Origin of the sequence: Streptomyces marincola (assembly GCF_020410765.1) — a bacterium.
Taxonomy (GTDB): Bacteria; Actinomycetota; Actinomycetes; order Streptomycetales; family Streptomycetaceae; genus Streptomyces; species Streptomyces marincola.
Genome location: NZ_CP084541.1, coordinates 3,140,059 through 3,161,748 on the forward strand (window position 1 = coordinate 3,140,059; position 21,690 = coordinate 3,161,748).

At 74.3% G+C, this 21,690-nt stretch carries 19 protein-coding genes and 1 tRNA gene; 2 read left to right on the plus strand and 18 right to left on the minus strand.

Features of this window, described 5'->3' with window-relative positions:
• Positions 1–164: 164 nt before the first annotated feature.
• Positions 165–977 (minus strand): IS3 family transposase, encoded by an 813-nt coding sequence (locus tag LC193_RS13385; protein ID WP_318842203.1) that lies wholly within the window; start codon positions 975–977, stop codon positions 165–167.
• On the opposite strand from LC193_RS13385, the gene LC193_RS13390 reads away from it, so the two are divergent.
• The gene (locus LC193_RS13390; RefSeq protein ID WP_226074311.1) at positions 936–1,088 is read left to right on the plus strand and encodes a hypothetical protein; all 153 of its coding nucleotides are present in this window, start codon (positions 936–938) and stop codon (positions 1,086–1,088) included. The two genes, LC193_RS13385 and LC193_RS13390, sit on opposite strands and share 42 nt — an antisense overlap.
• Before the next feature lie 408 nt (positions 1,089–1,496).
• Here the strand turns inward: LC193_RS13390 and LC193_RS13395 are convergent.
• The 11 genes from LC193_RS13395 to LC193_RS13445 form a co-directional block, all read right to left on the minus strand.
• Positions 1,497–1,570, minus strand: a tRNA-Thr gene (locus LC193_RS13395).
• Between the two features lie 39 nt (positions 1,571–1,609).
• Positions 1,610–1,816: a zf-HC2 domain-containing protein gene (locus LC193_RS13400; protein ID WP_226074313.1), complete on the minus strand. Its 207-nt coding sequence runs from the start codon at positions 1,814–1,816 to the stop codon at positions 1,610–1,612.
• Positions 1,817–1,836: 20 nt separating this feature from the next.
• Complete coding sequence (locus LC193_RS13405; protein ID WP_226074314.1) at positions 1,837–3,423, minus strand: alpha/beta hydrolase; 1,587 nt, start codon at positions 3,421–3,423, stop codon at positions 1,837–1,839.
• 49 nt (positions 3,424–3,472) lie between these two features.
• The gene (locus tag LC193_RS13410; RefSeq protein WP_226074315.1) at positions 3,473–4,675 is read right to left on the minus strand and encodes a DNA polymerase III subunit delta'; all 1,203 of its coding nucleotides are present in this window, start codon (positions 4,673–4,675) and stop codon (positions 3,473–3,475) included.
• A gap of 118 nt (positions 4,676–4,793) precedes the next feature.
• Positions 4,794–7,697: a dTMP kinase gene (gene tmk, locus LC193_RS13415; RefSeq protein WP_226074316.1), complete on the minus strand. Its 2,904-nt coding sequence runs from the start codon at positions 7,695–7,697 to the stop codon at positions 4,794–4,796.
• An 85-nt stretch (positions 7,698–7,782) separates the two neighbouring features.
• On the minus strand, positions 7,783–10,677 hold the full coding sequence (gene topA / locus LC193_RS13420; RefSeq protein WP_226074317.1) for a type I DNA topoisomerase: 2,895 nt from the start codon (positions 10,675–10,677) through the stop codon (positions 7,783–7,785).
• A gap of 206 nt (positions 10,678–10,883) precedes the next feature.
• On the minus strand, positions 10,884–12,500 hold the full coding sequence (locus LC193_RS13425; protein WP_226074318.1) for a DUF7059 domain-containing protein: 1,617 nt from the start codon (positions 12,498–12,500) through the stop codon (positions 10,884–10,886).
• Between the two features lie 13 nt (positions 12,501–12,513).
• Entirely contained in the window at positions 12,514–13,188 is a 675-nt protein-coding gene (locus LC193_RS13430) for a small secreted protein (RefSeq protein ID WP_318842153.1), read from the minus strand.
• A 283-nt stretch (positions 13,189–13,471) separates the two neighbouring features.
• On the minus strand, positions 13,472–14,398 hold the full coding sequence (locus LC193_RS13435) for a phosphorothioated DNA-binding restriction endonuclease (RefSeq protein WP_226074319.1): 927 nt from the start codon (positions 14,396–14,398) through the stop codon (positions 13,472–13,474).
• A 68-nt stretch (positions 14,399–14,466) separates the two neighbouring features.
• Positions 14,467–14,886: an ATP-binding protein gene (locus tag LC193_RS13440; RefSeq protein ID WP_226078580.1), complete on the minus strand. Its 420-nt coding sequence runs from the start codon at positions 14,884–14,886 to the stop codon at positions 14,467–14,469.
• Positions 14,887–15,017: 131 nt separating this feature from the next.
• Positions 15,018–15,359: an STAS domain-containing protein gene (locus LC193_RS13445; protein ID WP_052847650.1), complete on the minus strand. Its 342-nt coding sequence runs from the start codon at positions 15,357–15,359 to the stop codon at positions 15,018–15,020.
• 136 nt (positions 15,360–15,495) lie between these two features.
• Here LC193_RS13445 and LC193_RS13450 point away from each other — a divergent pair, with 136 nt between their 5' ends.
• Positions 15,496–17,886: a DEAD/DEAH box helicase gene (locus LC193_RS13450; protein ID WP_226074321.1), complete on the plus strand. Its 2,391-nt coding sequence runs from the start codon at positions 15,496–15,498 to the stop codon at positions 17,884–17,886.
• Here the strand turns inward: LC193_RS13450 and LC193_RS13455 are convergent.
• From LC193_RS13455 to LC193_RS13480, 6 genes are all read right to left on the minus strand, one after another.
• The gene (locus tag LC193_RS13455) at positions 17,846–18,217 is read right to left on the minus strand and encodes an Rv3654c family TadE-like protein (RefSeq protein WP_226074322.1); all 372 of its coding nucleotides are present in this window, start codon (positions 18,215–18,217) and stop codon (positions 17,846–17,848) included. The two genes, LC193_RS13450 and LC193_RS13455, sit on opposite strands and share 41 nt — an antisense overlap.
• Complete coding sequence (locus tag LC193_RS13460; protein WP_226074323.1) at positions 18,201–18,584, minus strand: TadE family type IV pilus minor pilin; 384 nt, start codon at positions 18,582–18,584, stop codon at positions 18,201–18,203. Before LC193_RS13460 ends, LC193_RS13455 begins: the two co-directional genes overlap by 17 nt.
• Positions 18,538–18,675, minus strand: a complete 138-nt coding sequence (locus LC193_RS28985) for a DUF4244 domain-containing protein (RefSeq protein WP_264086269.1) — start codon at positions 18,673–18,675, stop codon at positions 18,538–18,540. Before LC193_RS28985 ends, LC193_RS13460 begins: the two co-directional genes overlap by 47 nt.
• 269 nt (positions 18,676–18,944) lie before the next feature.
• Positions 18,945–19,583, minus strand: a complete 639-nt coding sequence (locus LC193_RS13470) for a type II secretion system F family protein (protein ID WP_226074324.1) — start codon at positions 19,581–19,583, stop codon at positions 18,945–18,947.
• Positions 19,583–20,440: a type II secretion system F family protein gene (locus tag LC193_RS13475; RefSeq protein ID WP_226074325.1), complete on the minus strand. Its 858-nt coding sequence runs from the start codon at positions 20,438–20,440 to the stop codon at positions 19,583–19,585. Before LC193_RS13475 ends, LC193_RS13470 begins: the two co-directional genes overlap by 1 nt.
• Entirely contained in the window at positions 20,437–21,663 is a 1,227-nt protein-coding gene (locus LC193_RS13480; protein ID WP_226074326.1) for a TadA family conjugal transfer-associated ATPase, read from the minus strand. Before LC193_RS13480 ends, LC193_RS13475 begins: the two co-directional genes overlap by 4 nt.
• Between the last annotated feature and the right edge of the window lie 27 nt (positions 21,664–21,690).

Genomic DNA, 21,690 nt, shown 5'->3' on the forward strand with positions numbered 1-21,690 from the left:
CTTCCGGCCGTAGTTATTCGTGCCCGCGATCCGGTCCAGCTCCGCGCCGGTTACCCGACGCCGACAGGAGGAGACTTCATACCTACACAGGCACCACCTACCAGCCCTACCTCACCTCCTTCGCAACGCACCGCAGCCTGAACCGCCCCGGGTTCGTTGGGATCTCAGTTGGTGGTTGTGAGCTGGGGTTTCGTGGTTGCTCGGTAGTAGTTGGCTTCGTATTCGGCGGGTGGGATGTGGCCTATCTCACCGTGGAGTCGGCGGTGGTTGTACCAGTCGGCCCACTCGGCGGTGGCGAGCTCGACGTGCGAGAGCGTCTTCCATGGCCGCTGCGGTTTGATGACCTCTGTCTTGTACAGGTCGATCGTCGACTCCATGAGCGCGTTGCCGTAGGCGTCGCCGACCGAGCCGATGGAGGCCGCGATCTGGGCCGTGTCCAGGTGTTCGGCCAGCCGGAACGAGGTGTATTGCGACCCCGCGTCCGAGTGATGAACCAGCTCGCCGGGAACCGGCGGGCGGCCGTCGCGGTCGCGCTGCCACAGGCCCATGTTCAGGGCGTCCAGGACGAGTTGGGTCTCCTTCGACCTCGACGCGGACCAGCCGACGATGCGACGGGAGAAGGTGTCCACGACGAACGCGACGTAGACGACACCCTCCCAAGTGGCCACGTGCGTGAAGTCGGCCACCCAGGTGCGGCTCGGCGCCGGGGCGACGAAGTCGCGGTCCACGAGGTCCGGGGCCCTGGCGGCGGCCGGGTCCGGAATGGTGGTGATCACCTTCTTGCCTCGCACGACGCCGGCGATGCCGATCTCTCGCATCAGGCGCTCGACGGTGCACCGGGCCACCGGATGGCCCTGGCGGTTCAGCACCCGGGCGATATCCCGACCTCGCCTCGGCCCGAACTTCGGGAACCTCGCCGGCGCCTGCACCTTCTCTTGCCTCTCCCTCGACCTGCCGCACCTGCCTCCATCGGGCACACCGGCTCCACCGAGGTCCCCGACGCGGGCGCCCGCACCCAGCACGAGGTCGACGTCCTCGCCTTCGCCCCCGGCGAGATCTCCCGCAAACCCACCGCGCCATCGCCCTGATTGGCGAGCCAAGGCCACCACCACCCCTCGCTCCCTCACCGACCCGCAACGCCGCCCAGGGCCACAAGGCCCGATGACGCCGTCCTAGCCCGTTCTCCCTGAACGGCTTCTGGCCGGACCTCGAAGCCCATGCCGCAGAGCGCCCCGACGTCCTCCTCGTCGACCTCCCGCCCTGCCGTCTCCGGCCCTCTCACGCACAGCGCCGCCTCCGCTTGGCCTGAGCCGGGATCTGCGGCGTCCTTGACGGCGCGCTGGAAGACGCTCCGCGAAGACGAGAGGCAAGATCAAGAGCACCTCCGCTCACGCCACGCTCACGCCTGCGGCTTCGCAACGTCGCATCCGCTAAGCCTGCACGTTGCGGGTACGCAAAAGCCCCAGGTCAGATGCTATCTGCCTGGGGCTTTGCAGAGCCGCCTAAGGGAATCGAACCCTTGACCTACGCATTACGAGTGCGTCGCTCTGGCCGACTGAGCTAAGGCGGCGGGCGCTTGCGTCCCGTCGGGGCCGCAGCGCTGGCCAGTCTACACAGGTTTGGCGGGTGCTCCCGAACGCCTCCTGCGCAGGAGGTCGTCGGTCGCCTCGCGGAGGGCCCGGAGGCGTTTGGACCAGCGGGTGCAGTCGGGGCAGGCGGCCAGGTGGGTGACCAGTTCCTCCTCGGTGACCCCCTGAGGAAGGGGGTCACCTTCGGTGTGCGCCGTTATGGCGGTGCGGTAACGGATGCATGGCATGCCGTTATCATCGCAGCGCATCAGCAGGTTGTGCCCTCCTCGGGGCTGACGTTCTCCAGCAGGTAGGCGTTGACCGCGGAGTCGACGCACTCGCTCGCGCCGCCGTAGGCGCCGTGGCCGTCGCCGTCGTAGGTGAGCAGGATGCCGGTGTCGAGCTGCTCGGCCAGGCCCTCGGCCCACGCGTAGGGGGTGGCCGGGTCGCGAAGGGTGCCGATGACGAGGATGTCGGTGGCGCCGGTCGCGGGGATGCTCACGGGTCCGCCCGAGGGCTCGACCGGCCAGGCGGCGCACAGCAGCGTGGCCCAGGCGAAGTCGCGGCCGAAGGTGGGCGAGGCCTCCTCGTAGGAGGCGAGCGCGTCGCGGACCGCGTCGGCGTCCTGGTTGCCTGAGGGGCTGTCGAGGCAGCTGATGGCGGGGAAGGCGAACATCGTCGTGCCGTAGGTGCCGTCGGCGCCGCGTTCGTTGTAGGCGTCGGCGAGGGCGAGCAGGCCGGACCCGTCGCCGTCGTCGATGGCACTCGCGAGCGCGTCGCGCAGCATGGGCCACAGGTCCTCGGCGTACAGGGCGTAGGCCACCCCGGTCTGCGCGAGGGACTCGGTCAGGGGGCGTTCCCCGTCGCCCGACGGCAGCGGCTCGGCGTCGACGGTGGAGAAGAAGTCGAGGAGCGCCTGGGACGCGGCGTCGGGGCCGCCGGTGCCGAGCGGGCAGTCGTCGCGCGAGGCGCAGTCCTCGGCGAACGAGCGGAACGCCGTCTCGAAGCCGCCGGCCTGCTCGCGGTCGGTGTCCAGCGTGGACAGCCTGGGGTCCATGGCCGCGTCGAGCACGAGCCGCCCGGTGCGCTCGGGGAACAGTCCGGCGTAGACCGCGCCGAGCTTGGTGCCGTAGGAGAAGCCGACGTAGTGCAGCTTCTCGTCACCCAGTGCCGCGCGCAGGACGTCCATGTCGCGGGCGGACTCGATGGTCGAGATGTGCCCGAGCAACTCGCCGGAACGCTCCTGGCACCCCTGGGCGAACGTGTCGAACGCCGCGAGCAGCTCGTCCACTTCGGCGTCGGAGTCGGGCGTGCGGTCGGTCAGCGTGTAGTCGTCCATCTCGTCGCCGGTCAGGCACTCGACGGGCTCGCTCTGCCCGGTGCCGCGGGCGTCGAAGCCCACCATGTCGTACCGGGCGCGGACCTCGGACGGGTAGAGGAACGACGCGGCGCTCTGCGCGAAGTCGACGGCGGAGGCGCCGGGGCCGCCCGGGTTCATCAGGAGGGCACCGATCCGTTCGTCCGGCTCGGTGGCGGCGGAACGGGTGACGGTGAGCCGGATGTCCTCGGCGGGGTCGACGTTCTCGTAGTCGAGGGGGACCGTGAGGTCGGCGCATTCGAAGTCGGCCGCCCCGCAGGGCTCCCAACTCAGCCGCTGGTCGTAGTAGGGCCGCAGGTCGGCGGGGATCTCCGCGGGCAGGGGTTCGAGCGCGGGTGCGTCGGGGGCCGCGGAGGAGGAACCGCTCTCCGGGTCGGACGGCGGCCCCTCGTCGGAGCCGTCGTCCGAGGAGCAGGCGGTCAGGAGCAGAGTGGTCGCCGTGAGGGCGGCGAGGCCGAGGCGGCCTGTGGTGCGCATGAGTCCCCCGGACTGAGCGGTGCCATGTGGTCCTGTGAGCGTAGTGCTTTCAACGCAGGGCCATGGTCATCGCCTCGACGGCGAGCAGGGGGGCGACGTTGCGGTCCAGGGCGCGGCGGCAGTCGAGAATGGCCTCCATGCGGCGCAGCGTCTGCTCGGGCGCGGTGGCGGCGGCGACGCGCTCGACGGCGTCGGCGCTCTCTCCCCCGGAGAGCGCCACCCGGGACCCGAACTGCCGGGCCAGCACGTCCCGGTAGAAGCCGGTGAGGTCGGTGAGGGCGAGGTCGAGGGCGTCCCGCTGGGTGCGCGTGGCGCGGCGCTTCTGCTTGTCCTCCAGCTCCTTCATGGCTCCGGCCGTGCCGCGGGGCAGCCGCTTGCCGTCGGCCGCGCCGAGGGCGGCGCGCAGCGCCTCGGTCTCCTTCTCGTCCAGCTCCTCGGCGAGTTGCTTGGCGTCGGCCGCGGCGGCGTCCACCAGCTCCTGCGCGGCGCGCAGGCAGCCGCCGACGTCGGTCAGCCGCTCGGGGAGCCGCAGCACGGCGGCGCGGCGGCTCCGCGCCTCCGCGTCGGTGGCGAGCCGCCTGGCGCGTTCGAGGTGCCCCTGGGTGGCCTGCGCGGCGGCGTGCGCCACGTCGGGCTCGATGCCGTCGCGCCGCACCAGCACGTCGGCGACCGCGTCGACGCGCGGGGTGTGCAGGGCCAGGTGGCGGCACCGGGAACGGATCGTGGGCAGAACGTCCTCGGTCGAGGGCGCGCACAGCAGCCACACCGTGCGGGGGGCGGGCTCCTCGACGGCTTTGAGCAGCACGTTGCCCGCGCCCTCGGTGAGGCGGTCGGCGTCCTCAAGGACGATGACCTGCCAACGCCCGCCCGCCGGGGACAGTTGTGCACGGCGCACGAGGTCGCGCGTCTCCTTGACGCCGATGGTCAGCAGGTCGGTGCGGATCACGTCCACGTCGGCGTGGGTGCCGACGAGGGCGGTATGGCAGCCGTCGCAGAACCCGCAGCCGGGGCTCCCGCCGAGGGCGAGGTCGGGGCTGGTGCACTGGAGCGCGGCGGCGAACGCGCGCGCCGCCGTCGCGCGCCCGGAACCCGGCGGGCCGGTGAACAGCCAGGCGTGTGTCATCGCCGAGCCGGCCAGCTCGGGCGCGGCGCCCTGCTCCGCCGCCGTGACGTAGGCGTGGGCGTCGCGCGCCGCGGCGGCGAGCTGTTCGGTCGCGCGCTGCTGGCCGACCACGTCGTCCCAGACCGCCATCGCTGCGTCCTTTCCGGTCCTTCCCGCGCGGTGCTCCCCAGCCGCGCCGGTCGTTGCCATTGTGCGGCACGCCACTGACAGTGACCGGTCGGCGCGGGACCGCGGCCTCCGCCGGCGGTCAGCGGCGGCGTTCGCCCCCGTCGCCGTCCTTGCCGCCGCCTTCCCCGCCGTCCTCGCCGTTGCCGGTCCGGCGCGGCCCGAGCAGTTCGTCGGCGAGCGTGGGCACGTCGTCGAGCGGGGTCTCCTCGGCCCACTGGGGGCGCGGCCGCCGGGCGGGCGGCCTGTCCTCGGCGTCCTCACGGCCCGGCATCGGCAGCTGGCGGGTCTGCTCGGTGGTCTCGGGGCCCTCGCCGCGGGGGATGATGGCGGTCTGCTCGCTGTCGGGGTCGGAGGGCAGCGGGACCTGCACGGTGTCGGTGTTGTCCTGGACGGCGAGCCGTGCCTCCTCGGCGCGCTGGAGCGCCTCCTCGGCCTTGCGCTGCTTCTCCCTGCGCCGCTCCTCCGCCTGGGCGCGCAGCCTGGCCTCCTCCTCGGCCTCCCGGCGGCGGCGCTCCTCCTCCTCGCGGCGCAGCCGCTCCTCGGCCTCCTTGCGGCGGCGCTCCTCCTCCGCGAGGCGGCGGGCCTCCTCGGCGCGCAGCCTGGCCTCCTCGGCGAGGCGGGCCTCCTCGGCGCGGCGCCGTTCCTCCTCCTCGCGCCGCTTGCGCTCCTCCTCCTCGGCGCGCAGGCGCGCGAGCTCGGCCTGGCGTTCGCGCTCCAGGCGCTCTTCTTCCTCCTTGCGCCTGCGCTCCTCCTCCTCACGCCGGCGCGCTTCCTCCTCGGCGCGCTTGCGTGCTTCTTCCTTGGCGCGGATCTCCGCCTCGGAGAGCGGCAGCAGCTGGTCGAGCCGGTGCCTGGCCGCGGTCGTGACGGACTCCGGGTCCTGCCCCGCGTCGATGACGAGGTAACGGGCCGGATCGGCCGCCGCGAGGGCCAGGAAGCCGGAACGGACCCGCTGGTGGAACTCGTGCGGCTCGGACTCCAGGCGGTCGGGCGCCTCGGTGAAGCGTTCGCGCGCCGTCTCGGGCGAGACGTCGAGCAGTACGGTCAGGTGCGGAACGAGCCCGCCGGTGGCCCACCGGGAGATGCGCGCGACCTCGGTCGAGGACAGGTCGCGGCCCGCGCCCTGGTAGGCGATGGACGAGTCGGTGTAGCGGTCGGAGACGACGATGGCGCCGCGGTCGAGCGCGGGGCGGATGACGGAGGCGACGTGCTCGGCGCGGTCGGCCGCGTAGAGCAGCGTCTCGGCCTCGGAGGAGAGGCCGTCGGAGGAGACGTCGAGGAGGATGCTCCGCAGCCGCTGGCCCACGGGGGTCGCCCCCGGCTCCCGCGTGACGACGACCTCGTGCCCCTTGCCGCGGATCCAGTCGGCGAGTGCCTCCACCTGCGTGGACTTGCCCGCGCCGTCACCGCCCTCGACGGCGATGAAGAACCCGGTGGCCGCCGTCGCGGGGCCGGGCTCCGCGGCACCGCCGCGCACCGCCTCGGTGAGGTCGCGCCGCAGCGGAACGCCGCGCCGGTCGTCGGTGCGGCCGAGGACCACGGCGGCGACCGGCAGCAGCAGGACGCCCACGATCATGAGCGTGAACGCCGCGCCGCCGTGGTCGATGACGAAGTCGCCGCGCTCCACCCGGTGCGGCCCGATGAGGGCCGCGGCGAGCGGCGCGGCCAGGGCCGCGAGCGCGACGGCGACCCGGGCGACGGCGTGCAGGTGGCGGGTCAGCCGCGGCCTGCGGAACTCCTCGGCCTCCTGGTCGAGGAGGACGTGCCCGGTGTGCGCGGCCACACCGGCCGCGACGCCCGTGGCCGCCGCGGTGAACAGCACCGTCGCCGGATCGGAGATGAGGCCGGCGCCGAAGAGGCCGAGTCCTGTCAGGGCGAGCGCGAGCGCGAACAGCCGGCGCCGGGACAGCGCGGGCAGCATCGAGGGGGCGAGCCGGACGCCGGCCGCGACACCGCCGGTGAGCACGAGCACGAGCAGCCCGTAGGCGACCGGCCCGCCGCCGAGGTCGGCCACGTGCAGCACACCGAGCGCGACGGCGGCGGCGACGGCCGCCGCGGCGGCGGCGCAGCCGAGGACGAGCACCGGGATGGCGCCGGTGCGCCCCTTGTCGGGCGCGGTGCCGGCGGCCGGGCGGCGCAGCCCTTCGAGCGGCGACACCGGGCGCCGGGCGTCACCGGCCGGCAGGCGCAGGAAGTAGAGAACGGAGATCGCCGCGGCGAAGAAGCCGGCCGCCACGTAGGAGGCCAGGGCCGCCTGGTGGTCGGAGAACCAGTCGAGCCGCGTCGCGAGCGCGTTGCTCAGGAGGGTGGCGGCGACCAGCGCGGCGGCGGCCAGGGGGATCGCGACGTACCCGCTGCGCAGCCACAGCCTGCGCAGCGCGTCGTGGTGGTCGGGCAGCGGGCGGACCGCGGCTCCCTCGGGCGGCGGGGCGGGCAGCAGCGCGGGGGCGACGCCGTCACGCGCGACGGTCCACACCTGTTCCGCCAGGCCGGTGACGAACACGGTGAGCAGAACGTAGAGGTACGCGCTGTCCGGCAGCCAGTCGATCCACAGGGGGGCGACGATGAGGAGCGCGGCCCGGAGGCCGTCGACGCCGATCATGGTCCAGCGGCGGTCGAGCGGTCCCGACGGCGCCAGCAGGCCGGCGACGGGACCGAGCAGGAGCACTCCGCCGAGCAGAGTGGCGAACAGACGTACGGCGAGGGCGACCGTGACCGCCAGGGCGACGCCGCGGTACTCGCCGCCGAAAACCGGCTCACCGCCGACGGGCACGTACACGGCGGCCTGGACGGCGAGCAGGACGAGCACGAGCAGCGCGAGCGCGTCGCCGATGCCGCCGGCGAACTGCGCCTCCCACAACCGCCGCAGTGGCGGAACCTGCAACAGTGCCCGCCTGGCACGCTCGCGGGAGTCCGCGGCGAGCGCCTCGTCGGTGGCGCCGCGGGCTTGGTCGACAACCTCTGGTTGCTGCGCTCGCGTCATTCGGCCAGCGTAGCCGCCGCCACCGACGGCGGCGCCACCCGCCCGAACATTCGCACGGGGAACGGGCGGTGCGCCGGCGCGCGCCCTACTCGCCGCCGTCCGCGCCCTTCTGGGCCGCCGCCGCCTTCGCGGTCGCCGTCTTCGCTGTCGTCTTCTTGGCGGCTGTCTTCTTCGCCGCCGTCGTCTTGGTCGCGGCCTTCTTGGCCGTGGCTTTCTTCGCCGTGGTCTTCTTCGCCGCCGTCTTCTTGGCGGTGGACTTCTTCGCGGTGGACTTCTTCGCCGCCGTCTTCTTCGCGGCGCTCTTCTTGGCCGGCCCCTTCGCGCGCTTTTCCGCGAGGAGTTCGTACCCGCGTTCCGCCGTGATGGTCTGGGGGTCGTCGTCCCGGCGCAGCGTCGCGTTCGTCTCGCCGTCGGTGACGTAGGGACCGAACCTGCCGTCCTTGACCACCACGGGCCGCCCGGTCACCGGGTCCTCGCCCAGTTCCTTCAGGGGCGGCTTGGCGGCGGCCCGGCCGCGCTGCTTGGGCTGGGCGTAGATGGCCAGCGCCTCGTCGAGCGTGATCGTGAAGATCTGCTCCTCGCTGGTCAGCGAGCGCGAGTCGGTGCCCTTCTTGAGATAGGGGCCGTAACGCCCGTTCTGCGCCGTGATCTCCTGCTCCGACGCGGGGTCGACCCCGACCACGCGCGGCAGCGACAGCAGCCGCAGCGCGTCCTGGAGGGTGACGCTGTCGAGCGACATCGACTTGAGCAACGACGCGGTGCGCGGTTTGACCGCGTTCTTCCCCGTGGTCGGCGTGCCCTCGGGGAGCACCTCGGTGACGTAGGGGCCGTAACGGCCGTCCCTGGCGATGATCTGGCGGCCGGACTCCGGGTCGGTGCCGAGTTCGAAGTCACCGCTCGGCTTGGCGAGCAGCTCCTTCGCCAGTTCCGTGGTCAGCTCGTCGGGCGGCAGGTCGTCGGGGACGTCCGCGCGCCTGGCCGGCGCGTCGGGGCCGGCGTCCGGGTCCGGCGGGGCCTCGACGTAGGGCCCGTAGCGGCCGACGCGCAGCACGATGTCGTCGCCGACGGGGAAGGAGGAGATCTCGCGCGCGTCGATCGCGCCGAGGTCGGTGACCAGTTCCTTCAGGCCGCCGAGGTGGTCCCCGTCGCCGTTGCCCGCGTCGGCGGCGCCCGCTCCGGCCGCGGCTCCGCCGTTCTCGCCGAAGTAGAAGCGCCGCAGCCACGGCACCGCCTCGGCGTCGCCGGTCGCGATGCGGTCGAGGTCGTCCTCCATCCGGGCGGTGAAGTCGTAGTCGACGAGCCGCCCGAAGTGCTGTTCGAGCAGGTTCACAACGGCGAAGGAGAGGAAGGACGGGACCAGCGCGGTGCCCTTTTTGAACACGTACCGGCGATCGAGGATCGTTCCGATGATCGCCGCGTAGGTCGACGGCCGGCCGATCTCGCGTTCCTCAAGCTCCTTCACCAGCGACGCCTCGGTGTAGCGGGCCGGAGGCTTGGTCGCGTGGCCGTCCGCGGTGACCTCGCGCGCGGTGAGCGGGTCGCCCTCGGCGACCTGCGGCAGCCGCCGTTCGCGGTCGTCGAGGTCCGCGCCCGGGTCGTCCGCGCCCTCGACGTAGGCCTTGAGGAAGCCGTGGAAAGTGATGATCTTGCCGGTGGCGCTGAACTCGCAGTCCCGCCCGTCCGCGCTGGTGCCGCCGACGCGAACGGCGACCGACTGGCCGACGGCGTCCTTCATCTGCGAGGCCACGGTGCGCTTCCAGATCAGCTCGTAGAGCCGGTACTGATCGCCCGTCAGGCCCGTCTCGGCGGGCGTGCGGAAGCGGTCGCCCGAGGGGCGGATCGCCTCGTGCGCCTCCTGGGCGTTCTTGACCTTGCTCGCGTACACGCGGGGCCGTTCCGGCAGGTAGTCGGCGCCGTACAGCTGCGCCACCTGCGAACGCGCGGCGGCGACCGCGGTGTCCGACAGGGTCGTGGAGTCGGTCCGCATGTAGGTGATGAAGCCGTTCTCGTACAGGCGCTGGGCGACCTGCATCGCGGCCTTCGCGCCCATGCCGAGCTTGCGCGACGCCTCCTGCTGGAGCGTGGTGGTGCGGAAGGGCGCGTAGGGCGAACGGCGGTAGGGCCGGGACTCGACCGAGCGGACGCTGAACGCCGTCGCCGCGAGCGCCGCGGCGAGCGCGCGGGCGTTCTCCTCGCTGAGCTGCTGGACCTGCTCGGGGTTCTTCAGCAGCCCGTCGGGGCCGAAATCGCGGCCCTGGGCGACACGGCGGCCGTCGACGCTGGTCAGGCGGGCGTCGAACGTGCCGTCGGCCGGGACCGTCGCGAACGTGCCGACCAGGTCCCAGTACTCGGCCGAGCGGAACGCGATGCGCTCCCGTTCGCGCTCGACGACCAGGCGCGTGGCGACGGACTGCACGCGGCCGGCGGACAGCCGCGGCATGACCTTCTTCCACAGGACCGGCGAGACCTCGTAGCCGTAGAGCCGGTCGAGGATGCGGCGGGTCTCCTGGGCGTCGACGAGGAGCTGGTTCAGCTCGCGCGGGTTGTCGACCGCGGCCCTGATGGCGTCCCGGGTGATCTCGTGGAAGACCATGCGGCGCACGGGAACCTTGGGCTTGAGCACCTCCTTGAGGTGCCAGGCGATGGCCTCGCCCTCACGGTCCTCGTCCGTTGCGAGGTACAGCTCGTCGGAATCCGCGAGCAGCGCTTTCAGCTTCCGGACCTGATCTTTTTTGTCACTGTTGACGACATACAGCGGTTCGAAATCCGCCTCGACATTGACGCCGAGGCGCGCCCAGGGCTGCCCCTTGTACTCGGCGGGCACCTCGGCCGCGCCGCTGGGCAGGTCGCGGATGTGCCCGACGCTGGCCTCGACCACATAGCCGGGGCCGAGGTAGCCCTTGATCGTCTTCGCCTTGGCGGGCGACTCGACGATGACTAGTCGGCGTCCGCCGTTCGCGGTCTCGCTGGTCGGGGACAACTTCTGCTCTTCTCTCCAGCCGCGGGGAAAGTACTGACGGTGCGGAGTGTGACGGTACATCCCTGCTGCGTGTCAAATGGGAAAACCCCGCAACGCATCTCGAACGGTAACCCGAGATCCGCCGTTCCCGCCGCCCGGCGACTCCGACATGTTGTCCGTGCTCAGTCACCGTCCGTGCCGCCGGGCGGCGCGCCGCGGGTCGTCACTCACCGCGCGGGACGCAGAAATCCCTGCTCAACGAGTGGCCGCAGCCACTCCCCCGACCTGTCACGCAACGCGACGGCGTCCTCTCCGATGAGTTGCGCGATCGCGTCGAGGATCGTTCCGGCGGGGAGTGTTCCGTCACAGCTGCCTGCGAAACCCGCGCCCACCGTATCCATGGCACGGGCGGCCATCATGCCCTGCCGCCGGCGCAGGACGACGTGCTCGGGGTCCTCATCGCCCGGCGTGCCGATCTGCTCCTGGACGACATCGTCGGCCAGCACGTACCGGGCGCGCAGCAACGCGGCGTCATCGTGCTCCCGCAGGAAGTCCCGCTGCTCGAAGTGCGCCCACACGCTGTCGCCGAGCGGCTGGGCGACGGCGTGCGGCCAGTCCTCGACGCGGTGGTCCCCGTGCCCGGCCCCGGAACGCCGCCGCACCGCGATCCACCCGAAGCCGACCGCCTCGGTGCCGCGCGCCGCGAACTCCGCCAGCCACGCGTCGTACGCCGCCTCGTACGCGGCCGGGTCGCCCCGGTGCGCGCCGGCGTCGCGCAGCCACAGCTCGGCGTACTCGGCGACATCCTGCACCTCGCGCTGAACGATCCACGCGTCGCAGTCCGGCGGCACCCAGGCGGCGACGCGTTCGCGCCAGTCCTCGCCGGAGACGTGCTCCCAGTTCGCCAGCACCTGGCACAGACCGCCGTCGGCGAGGTGCGCGGCGGAACCCGCCACGAGGCGCCGGCACAGCTCGTCACCCGCCAGCCCGCCGTCGCGGTAGGTCAGGCCGGCGCCCGGCGCGGCCGGCGAGATGACGAACGGCGGGTTGGAGACGATGAGCCCGAAGCCGGCGCTCTCGGCCTCGTCCCGGAGCCCACCGGCGCGGTCGGCTTCGCTGAAGACCGGGCCGGGGCCGGGCCTTGGGCCGGGACTCGGCCCTGGGCGGGCCGGCGCGGACCGGCCGCGTTCCAGCGGCTCGTACAGCGAGCCCTCGCGCAGTTCGGCGGCCGGGGCACCGGACAGCGCCAGGGTGAGCGCCGTCATGCGTAGGGCGCGCGGGTTCACGTCGGTGGCGGTCACGGACCGCGCGTGCGTGGTGGCGTGCAGCGTCTGGACGCCGCAACCGGACCCGAGGTCGAGGGCGCGGTCGACCGGCCGCCGCGCGGTCAGCCCGGCCAGCGTCGCGGAGGCGCCGCCGGCTCCCAGCACGACGTCCCGGCCGGGCGAACCCGGCGCGCCGGGGCCGGGGCGGGCGTCCGAGACGATCCACCAGTCGCGGCCGGGGTCCGCCGCGTAGGGGCGCACGTCCACGGTCGCGCGCACCTCGTCGCCGTCCCGTTCGAGCCAGCCGTCCTCGACCGCCGCGTCGAGCGGCAGTGCGCCCTCGGCCGCGCGGGTCACGACCGGCTCGCGCAGCAGGAACAGGCGCGTCAGCACGGCCGGCGCGTCGTCGGCGCCGCGGAGGGCGCGCCGCGCGGGCACGCGTTCGCCGCGGGCGAGCGCGGCCTCGGCGGGCCCGCCGAGGCGGTCGCGCAGTCCCTCGGGCGTGAACGAGGCGGCCAGCAGGGCCTGGCGCAGCCGGGTGGTGCCGGGGCCTGGCTCGGGGAGACGGGGAATGCTCACGTCCCCATTGTCGTCACTGCCCCTCGTCGCCGGCGCCGCCGGCCTCGTCCTGCTCCTCGCCCTGCTCGCCCTGCTCGTCTTCCGGCGCCTCGCCGGACTCGCCCTCCGCGTCGCCCCCGGCACCGTCGCCGTCCGGCGCGGGGGAGGCGGCCCGGCAGCCCTCCTGGCGGCCGAGTGCCTCGCCCAGTTCACCGGCCTCCAGCTCATTCAGCGCGTCGTTGCCGCTCTGCCCGAGCTCCTCAAGGCGCGGGACGATCTCCCCGAGGCCCTCGGCGAACGCCGACTGGTCGGACGTGTCCAGCGCGTCGACCTGCTCCTTCAGCTCGCCGAACGACGAGGAGAGGTCGTTGAGCGCGGCGACCGCGTCGTCGCGCACGCGTTCCCCGTCGTCGACCGGCGGCTCGCCCGCCTCCTCGACCACGCCGGCGATCTCGGAGTAGGCGGCGGAGATCTCGCCGTACGCCTGCGAGTCGGCCTCCTGGACCTCCTCGGGTGCCCGGTTGCCCTCGCTGACCTCGGCGATGGCGGAGTACGCGGACTGGATGCGTTCCACCTGCGGCTGAAGGCCGTCGCACACGGAGGCGGCCCAGCGGTCGGCCTCCTCGGTGCTGTCCCCGCCACCGCACGCCGTCAGCGTGAGGAGGAGCGCCGCACCACCCGACAGTGTCACCGCGAGCTTCTTGTTCACCGTTCCTCGTCCCGTTGTCCGTTCTCGGTCCTGCGCCCTCAGAGCCTGTGCTCCGGGCCCCAGGGCGCGAACTTACACGCCACCCATCCCTCTTCCGAGTGAAGCCCAGGCATCTTGTCCGCCATTGCAGCCATTCGCACCAGCGGCGCGCGGATTCCGTCGGGCGTGGCGCGCCGGTGTCGAAGTCCCGCGGGCGTCAACGGACATCACCACGCCCCCGACCACCGTTTCATCGACAAACCGACACGCCGTCAGGCGGTTGGGCCGGTGCGGAACACGTCCCTCAGGCGGCGACCGAACCCTCCTTGAACACCTGCGCACCGTGCCAGGCGACGAACTCGCCGGCCGGTCGCGGCCTGCCCCGCCCCGGCGCGGCCAGCTCCCGCCCCTCCAGGTCCGCGACCTGCCGGGCCGCCGGCCCGCCCGCCACGTACAGACCGGACACCCTGATGGCTCCGTCACCGGTCAGGCCGAGGACGCCGAGGTCGAACAGCCTGTGGTGCAACGCACACAACGCGAGCCCGTTGCGCACCTCGTCGGGGCCGTCCTGGCTGTGCCACCGGATGTGTGCCGCCTCGATCCCCACCGGGGTGCGGCCGAGCCGTCCGTCGAACCCGCACATCGCACATGCGTACGCGTAGGCGATGAGCACGGCCTCGGCGAACGCGGCGCTCCTGCGCCTCGCCACGCGCCGGTCCTCGATCAGCAGGAACGCGGACGCCTCCACGGCCGTCAGGTCCAGCCCGGCCGCCTCGCAGATCGGCGCTTCGAGTGTCGGGGTGAAGTGCTCGTCGAGCAGTACGCGAGCCGCCGCGGCCAGCGTGCCGGGATCGGCGAGGAGGCGTTCCACCTCCGGGCGGAGCCGGCCGTGCGCGCCGCGCTCCCGCAGCTTCGGACCGCTCTCGGCCGCTTCGGTGCCTATCGGCTCGCCCGCGGCGTCCCGCACGTCCCACAGGGAGCGCTCCAGGTGCACGAACGGCATCGCCGCCCGCTGCCTGGCCGCCGCGGCACCGCGGACCTGTGGTCCGAAATCGTTGATCATGCGGCTCACCGGCTCCTCCGCCTCGGCATAGCCGATGGCGGAGGTGCCGTGAGCGGCGAACCTTCCCAGCAGCCACAGCACGAGCAACGGCTTGTGCGGCGCCCGGCGACCGCGCACCTGGGCACGCCGCAGGCCGGCCAGTGCGCTCAGCAACTCCTCCCGCGTCACGCCGCCCAGACTGTCAGACGCCACTGACAGCGCGCGATGCCCGCGACGCCGGGCCGGCGCGGGGTGGTTCAGGACAGGGGGGCACCGGCCGTGGGCCAGCTCATGCGGATCTTGCCGCCCGCGGCGTCCGACATGACCTCGACGTCGTCGACGAGACCGCTGATGACGGCGAGTCCCAGCTCGTCGGTCTCCTCGGCCGCCTCGCCCGCCGTACGGTCACGAGGAGCGGGCACCGCGCTCGGCGCGTCGTCGCCGACCTCGATGGAGAACGTCTTCTCGCCCTCCGTCAACGCCACACGGACCGGGGTCGTCAGTCCGTGGATCGCGTGCAGGCCCACCGCGCGGCTGCACGCCTCACCGACCGCGAGCCTGAGCTCGTCGAGCACCGACTCGTCGACTCCCGCCCGGCGCGCGACCGCGGCGGCCACCAGCCGGGCCGTGCGCACGTGCTCGGGCGAGGCGCTGAAGCGCAGTTCGACGGTGGCCATTGCCATCCCCCTCGATCGTGCGGCTTACCGCCCCGGCCGCGGCACCGATACCGACGGAACCGACGGCGCACGGGACGGCCGCGGTGTGGTGTGAATCTCTTTTTCCCGAGCCGCCGAGCGGCGCGGGCTTCTCAGTCGGTGGCCGCGATGGCCTCGTCCACCGATTCGTGGATCGGGAACACCTTGGTCAGGCCGGTGATCCGGAAAATCTTGAGGATGCGCTCCTGGTTGCACACCAGGCGCAGCGAACCCTCCTGGGCACGCACCCTCTTCAGGCCGCCGACCAGCACACCAAGCCCGGTCGAGTCGAGGAAGTCGACGCGCTCCATGTCCACCACGAGGTGGTGGTTGCCGTCGTTGACCAGCTCGACCAGCTGTTCGCGCAGCTTGGGCGCGGTGTATACGTCAATCTCGCCGCCTACCTCAACGACCGTACGGTCGCCAACGGTCCGGGTCGACAGGGACAGGTCCACGGATCCTCCAGCACCTTGCTAACGAGCGGTCGCCCCCCATGGATCGGCAGCCGCCAGGGCATTCAACCACTTGTCGCCTGCCCAGGACGACGTCTTACAGCCATTGTCCGTCGGACCAGTGACAGACTCGGTACCGATGTCCCATGACTGCGCGCCGCCGGAAGCGGCCGAGACCGGCATACGCCGCCCGTCCCCACGGGCGGTGCTCGAACGTCTGCGCGGGCATGGCGAGCGGGCCCCACGCCTCACCCACATGGAGTGCGTGCCCGCGCGCCCCGGCCGTCATGCCTCCTGGCCCGAAGGCATACGGCCCGAGGTGGTGTCGTCCGTCCGCGCGGCGGGGATCGAGCGGCCGTGGACCCACCAGGCGCGTGTCGCGGAGCACGCGCTGCGCGGCGAGTCCGTGGTCGTCTCCACCGGCACCGCCTCCGGCAAGTCGCTCGCCTACCAGGTACCGGTGCTCAGCGCCCTGCTCGACGGCGCCGCCGCGCCGAACCGCCGCGGCGCCACCGCCCTGTACCTCGCCCCGACGAAGGCGCTGGCCGCCGACCAGCTGCGGGCCGTGCGCGGCCTGGCGGCGCCGCTCGGCACGGCCGTCCGCCCGGCCGCCTACGACGGCGACACCCCGCCCGAGGCCCGCGCGTGGGCCAGGGAGCACGCCAACCTGCTGCTCACCAACCCCGACATGCTCCACCGCGGACTGCTGCCGGCCCACCGGCGCTGGTCCTCGTTCCTCCGTTCCCTGCGCTACGTGATCGTCGACGAGTGCCACGTCTACCGCGGCGTCTTCGGCTCGCATGTGGCCCAGGTGCTGCGCAGGCTCAGGCGGGTCTGCGCGCACTACGGCGGCGAGCCGGTGTTCCTCCTGGCCTCGGCGACCACGGCGGAGCCCGGCACCTTCGGCTCACGGCTCACCGGCCTGCCGGTCGCGGAGGTGGCCGAGGACGGCTCGCCGCGCGGCGAACTCGTCTTCGCCCTCTGGGAGCCGCCGCTCACGGAGGCCGCGGGCGAACGCGGTGCCCCCGTCCGCCGCACCGCGACCGCGGAGACGGCCGAGCTGCTCACCGATCTCACGGCCCAGGGCGTGCGGACGCTGGCGTTCGTCCGCTCCCGGCGCGGCGCGGAGCTGATCGCCCTCATCGCCCGGGAACGGCTCGCCGCGACCGACCGCGCCCTCGCCGGGCGTGTCGCCGCCTACCGCGGCGGCTACCTGCCCGAGGAGCGCAGGGCCCTGGAACGCGACCTGCACACCGGCGAACTCCTCGCGCTCGCCGCGACCACCGCCCTGGAACTCGGCGTGGACGTCGCCGGGCTCGACGCCGTGCTGATGGCCGGCTATCCGGGCACGAGGGCGTCGCTGTGGCAGCAGGCGGGCCGTGCGGGCCGGCAGCGGCAGGGGGCGCTGGCCGTGCTCGTGGCCCGGGACGATCCGTTGGACACCTATCTCGTCCACCACCCGGACGCGCTGTTCCGGCGGCCGGTGGAGAGCACCGTCCTCGACCCGGGGAACCCGTACGTGCTGGCGCCCCACCTGTGCGCGGCGGCGGCCGAGCTGCCGCTGCGGGCGGCCGAGTTCGCGGAGGGGTCCGGGCTGTTCGGCCGGACGGCGGCCGAGCTGCTGCCCAAGCTGGCGGACCGGGCGCTCCTGCGGCGGCGCGGCGACTCCTGGTACTGGACCCGCAGGGAACGCCCCGCCGACACGGTCGACATCCGCGGGCAGGGCGGCGAGCCGGTCCGCGTCGTGGAGGAGGGCACCGGGCGGCTGCTCGGCACGGTGGACGCCGCCGCGTCCCACGGCACGGTGCACGCGGGTGCGGTCCACCTGCACCACGGCCGCAGCTACGTCGTCAGGGAGCTGGACCTGAAGGAGTCCGTGGCCCTGGTCGAGGAGGCGGCACCGCCGTGGTCCACGTCCGCCCGCGAGGTCACCGAGCTGTCGGTGCTCGACACCGATGTCGAGGTCGCGTGGGGCGACGCCAGGCTGTGCTTCGGCTCCGTCGAAGTCACCCACCAAGTGGTCTCCTATCTGCGGCGCCGGCTGCTGACCGGCGAGGTGCTCGGCGAGACCCGGCTGGACCTCCCCGCCCGCACGCTGCGGACGCGCGCGGTGTGGTGGACGGTGACCGAGGAGCAGGTGGCCGCCGCCCGGATCGACCCCGAGACGCTGCCGGGCGCGCTGCACGCGGCCGAACACGCGGCGATCGGGATGCTGCCGCTGTTCGCCACGTGCGACCGCTGGGACATCGGCGGCGTCTCCACGGCGCTGCACCACGACACGGGGCTGCCCACGGTGTTCGTCCACGACGGCCACCCGGGCGGCGCCGGGTTCGCCGAGCGCGCCTTCCACACGGCGGCCCGCTGGCTGGCCGCCACGAGGGACGCGATCGCGGCCTGCGAGTGCGCCGCCGGCTGCCCGTCCTGCGTGCAATCGCCCAAGTGCGGCAACGGGAACGAGCCGCTGCACAAGGCCGGCGCGCTCCGGCTCCTCACCGAACTGCTGCGTCACCCGGCCCCGCCCGCGCCCTGACCCGGACCGTGTAGGGCCCGGCCCCCGCCTCGGCGGTGAGGTCGGCGATCTCACCGCCGACGTGGCACCGCACCACGCGGGCGTCCTGTGCGGCTGCCACCCGGCGGGCGAGGTCGCAGGCCGCCTCGGCCCCGTCCCCGGCCGCGTCGGCCGCGGCGAGCGCCGCGAGATCCGCGGCGCCGGTCGCCCGCTGCTTGGCGCCTGTCACCTGCCCGAGCGCCAGGACGACCCCGAACACCACGCACAGCAGCGTCGCGCAGAGCGCGCCCCACACGGTCGCCGAGCCGCGGTCGCGCGCCCCCGCCGGACGGCGTTCAGCCCTGCTCGGCATACGCCACCGCCTTCCTGTCCACCGGGATGGTCAGCAGTCCGGGGCCCGGTGTGCCCGCGGACACCGCGACCCGGTACAGGTCGCCGTCCCGGGCCGTCCTGACCTCCGCGCCGGGCGGCGCGACCTCGCGCGCGATCCGTTCGACCACTTCGGGCGGCTCGCCCCTGGCCGCCGCCCGGGCACCGGCCCGGGCGGCGTCGCCGCACTGCGCCGACACGGCGACCGCCGCGAGTCCCCACAGCAGCAAGCCGAGCAGCAGGACCAGCGAGGGGATCACCAGGGCGCTCTCGGCCGTGACGTAGCCGCGGTCGCCCGCGCGGTCACGGCTGGGTGCCGAGCGCCCGTTCGACCACCCCCTGCAACGCATCGCTCACCGCCCCGGACGTGACGACCTGGTGCAGCACGGTGGCGAGGGCGGCGGCGGCGATGGTTCCGACGGCGTACTCCGCGGTGCTCATTCCGTCGTCGCGTGCCCGGAGGCGGCGGGCGCCGGCCCAGCGTCGCAACGCCGTCCCGATCCGGGACCCGAACGGACTCCCCAGTGGTGACATGGACGGCGACCTGAACGGTGACATGGATGGTCCTTTCCGCCGTGCGCGCGTGACGCGCACGGTCCTGTTCGACGAGTGGTTCCGGTGGGAGAGCCGGACGGGGTGGCGGGTCCGCGGACGGACGGGGTGTCCCGGCCCGGCCCGGGCGCCGGGGCGCCACTTCGGGACGGAACCATTCACAGCAGCTCCCCGGCCATCCCGATGACGACGGGCGCCACCCCGATCAGAAGGAACGCGGGAAGGAAGCAGAGCCCCAGCGGGCCGGTCACATGCACGGCGGCCCGCCGGACACGGACCTGTGCCGCGCGGCGGCGTCTGGCCCGGGTCTCGGCGGCCTCCGCGGTGACCGCCGCCACCATCGGCGTGCCGCTGGTCTCCGCCGACGCCAGCCGCCGCGCGAGCCCGCCCGCTCCCGGCAGCCGGCCGAACGCCGCCCACACGGCCGCCGGTTCGCGGCCGAGACGCAGCTCGTGCGCGGCGCGGCGCAGCCGTTCGCCGAGCGGCCCGCCGAGTGCGGCCCCGACCGCGTCGGCCGCCGCGCCCGGTGACGCGCCCGCGATCAGGCAGGCGGCGAGCAGTTCCCCGGCCAGGGCCAGCCTGCCGTCCTCGCCCGCCGGGGACCTCCGCCACGGGGGCCTCGGGCCGGGCAGGCGCCATGGCGCCCGGCGCGCCCGCGCCGCGGTACCCGGCGGCTCGCCGCGCAGCACCTCAAGGCGCCCGCGCACGGCACGGCCGCCGCGCGGCCACCGGGGCACGGCCATGGCCGCGAGGGCGAGGAGGGCCGCGAGCACAGCCGCGCGGCCGTCCGCCGGCATCACGGCGCACCCCGCTCGACAGCGCCGACGATGGCCCGAACCCAGGCGATACCCGCCCATTCGAGGGCGGCGCCGGTGGCGAGGCACACCAGTCCGGCCGGGGTGCCGAGCAGCACCCGCAGCGGCGCGACGCCCATGACGGCTCCGAGCACGAGGCCGAACAGCGGCAGCGCCGCGAGCACCGCGGCCGTCGCCCGCGGCCCGGAGAGCTGGGCCCGCAGCTCGTCCCGCTGGTTGCGCTCCGCGCGCAGCGCCCCCGCCACACGTTCGAGCCCTGCGGCGAACGAGGCGCCGCCGTCGACCGCGACCGACCAGCAGGCGGCGACGCCGCGCAGGCCGTCCGCGCCCGGCCGGACGGCCGCGGCCCGCAGCGCCGCGGGCACGTCACCGCCGTACCTGGCCGCCGCCAGGACGCCCGCGCCCGGCGGCCCGAGGCCGTCCGTGCCGACCGCGACGACGGCCTGTGCGGGCGCACGTCCCGCTCGCACCTCCGCGGCCAGTTCCGAGCAGAACGCGATGACCGCCTCACGCGCGCGCTCGGCGGCCCGTTCTGCGGCCCGCCCGCGCCACGCGCGCAGCGCGGCGGGCACCGAGAGCGCCGCGGCGGGCAACGGCAGCGGGGAGCCGCCCCACAGGGCGAGCAGCCCCCCGGCGAGGGCGCAGCCGAGCACGATCCGCAGTTCGGCGGCGCCGGCGATGCGCGGCATCCGCCGACCGGCCCGGGGGACGGGGACCGCGGCGCCGGGGCCGGCCGGCAGCGCCGCGGTCCGGCCACGCCCGCGCGGGCCCGCGGCCAGCAGCCACGCACCCGCTCCGGCGCAGAGCGCAGCCGTGAACGGACCGAGCTGCCCGGTCACAGGAGGTCTCCGTCGCTCGGGGCGCACAGGGCGGCGAGACGCTGCCAGCCGGGCCCTCGGGCGTAGCCCTCGGGGGCCCATCTGGCCGCGCGCAGCGTGTGCACCAGGCCGGTGTCGTCCTGGCACAGGACGTGGATCTCCGCGAGCCTGCGCCGGCCCGACGAACGATCGCGCACCAGGTGGAGCACCACGGAGAGCGCGGCGGCGAGTTGGCTGTGCAGGGCGGCCCTCGGCAGTCCCGCGGTGCTGCCGAGTGCTTCGAGCCGCGCGGGCACATCTGTCGCCGCGTTGGCGTGCAGGGTTCCGCAGCCGCCGTCGTGCCCGGTGTTCAGCGCGCTGAGCAGCTCGGTGACCTCCCGGCCCCTGACCTCGCCGACGACGAGCCGGTCCGGGCGCATCCGCAGCGCTTGGCGCACCAGGTCGTGCAGGGTGATCCGGCCGGCGCCCTCCTGGTTCGCCGGCCGGGTCTCAAGGCGGACGACATGGGGGTGGCTGGGGCGCAGCTCCGCCGAATCCTCCACGAGGACGATGCGCTCGTCGGGAGGGACGAGGCCGAGCAACGCGGCCAGCAGCGTGCTCTTGCCCGTTCCGGTGCCCCCGGTGATCAGGAAGGACAGGCGCGCGGCCAGGATGGCCCGCAGCAGCCGTTCACCGCCGGGAGGGAGCGTGCCGGCCTCGGTCAGCTCGGCCGGGGTGTACGCGCGCCGGCGGACCACGCGCAGGGACAGGCAGGGAGAGCCGACGACCACGGGCGGCAGCACCGCGTGCATCCGGGTGCCGTCGGGCAGCCGGGCGTCCGCCCAGGGGCGGGCGTCGTCGAGGCGGCGGCCCGCCGCCGCGGCCAGCCGCTGGGCGAGTCTGCGGATCGCGGAGGTGTCGGTGAAACGGACGGCGGTGCGCTCAAGCCCGCGTCCGCGGTCGACCCACACCTCCGCGGGTCCGTTCACCAGGACGTCGGTGACCTCGGGCTCGGCGAGCAGCGGTTGCAGCGGGCCCGCGCCGACCAGCTCGGAACGCAGCGCGCGCACCACCGAGAGCACGGCGCTGTCGCCGAGCAGCCGGCCGTGGTCGCGCAGCGCGGCCGCCACCCTGCCCGGCGTCGGTTCCGCGCCTTCCTCGGCCAGGCGCAGGCGCACCGCTTCGAGCAGTTCCGGCAGGTCGGCCGGCTCGACCGCGGCGGGGGCGAGGCTCGTGCCGGTGGGCGCGGGGCGCGCCGGGACCATGGGCCGTGCGGATGTCGGTGCCGGTGT

Bases quoted from the DNA above. Each gene is read 5' to 3' on its own strand.
- LC193_RS13400 (WP_226074313.1), bottom strand. From the start codon at position 1,816: ATGCCATGCATCCGTTACCGCACCGCCATAACGGCGCACACCGAAGGT.
- LC193_RS13405 (WP_226074314.1), bottom strand. From the start codon at position 3,423: ATGCGCACCACAGGCCGCCTCGGCCTCGCCGCCCTCACGGCGACCACT.
- LC193_RS13410 (WP_226074315.1), bottom strand. From the start codon at position 4,675: ATGGCGGTCTGGGACGACGTGGTCGGCCAGCAGCGCGCGACCGAACAG.
- tmk (WP_226074316.1), bottom strand. From the start codon at position 7,697: ATGACGCGAGCGCAGCAACCAGAGGTTGTCGACCAAGCCCGCGGCGCC.
- LC193_RS13440 (WP_226078580.1), bottom strand. From the start codon at position 14,886: ATGGCCACCGTCGAACTGCGCTTCAGCGCCTCGCCCGAGCACGTGCGC.
- LC193_RS13450 (WP_226074321.1), top strand. From the start codon at position 15,496: ATGTCCCATGACTGCGCGCCGCCGGAAGCGGCCGAGACCGGCATACGC.
- LC193_RS13455 (WP_226074322.1), bottom strand. From the start codon at position 18,217: ATGCCGAGCAGGGCTGAACGCCGTCCGGCGGGGGCGCGCGACCGCGGC.
- LC193_RS13460 (WP_226074323.1), bottom strand. From the start codon at position 18,584: ATGCGTTGCAGGGGGTGGTCGAACGGGCGCTCGGCACCCAGCCGTGAC.
- LC193_RS28985 (WP_264086269.1), bottom strand. From the start codon at position 18,675: ATGAGCACCGCGGAGTACGCCGTCGGAACCATCGCCGCCGCCGCCCTC.
- LC193_RS13470 (WP_226074324.1), bottom strand. From the start codon at position 19,583: ATGCCGGCGGACGGCCGCGCGGCTGTGCTCGCGGCCCTCCTCGCCCTC.
- LC193_RS13480 (WP_226074326.1), bottom strand. From the start codon at position 21,663: ATGGTCCCGGCGCGCCCCGCGCCCACCGGCACGAGCCTCGCCCCCGCC.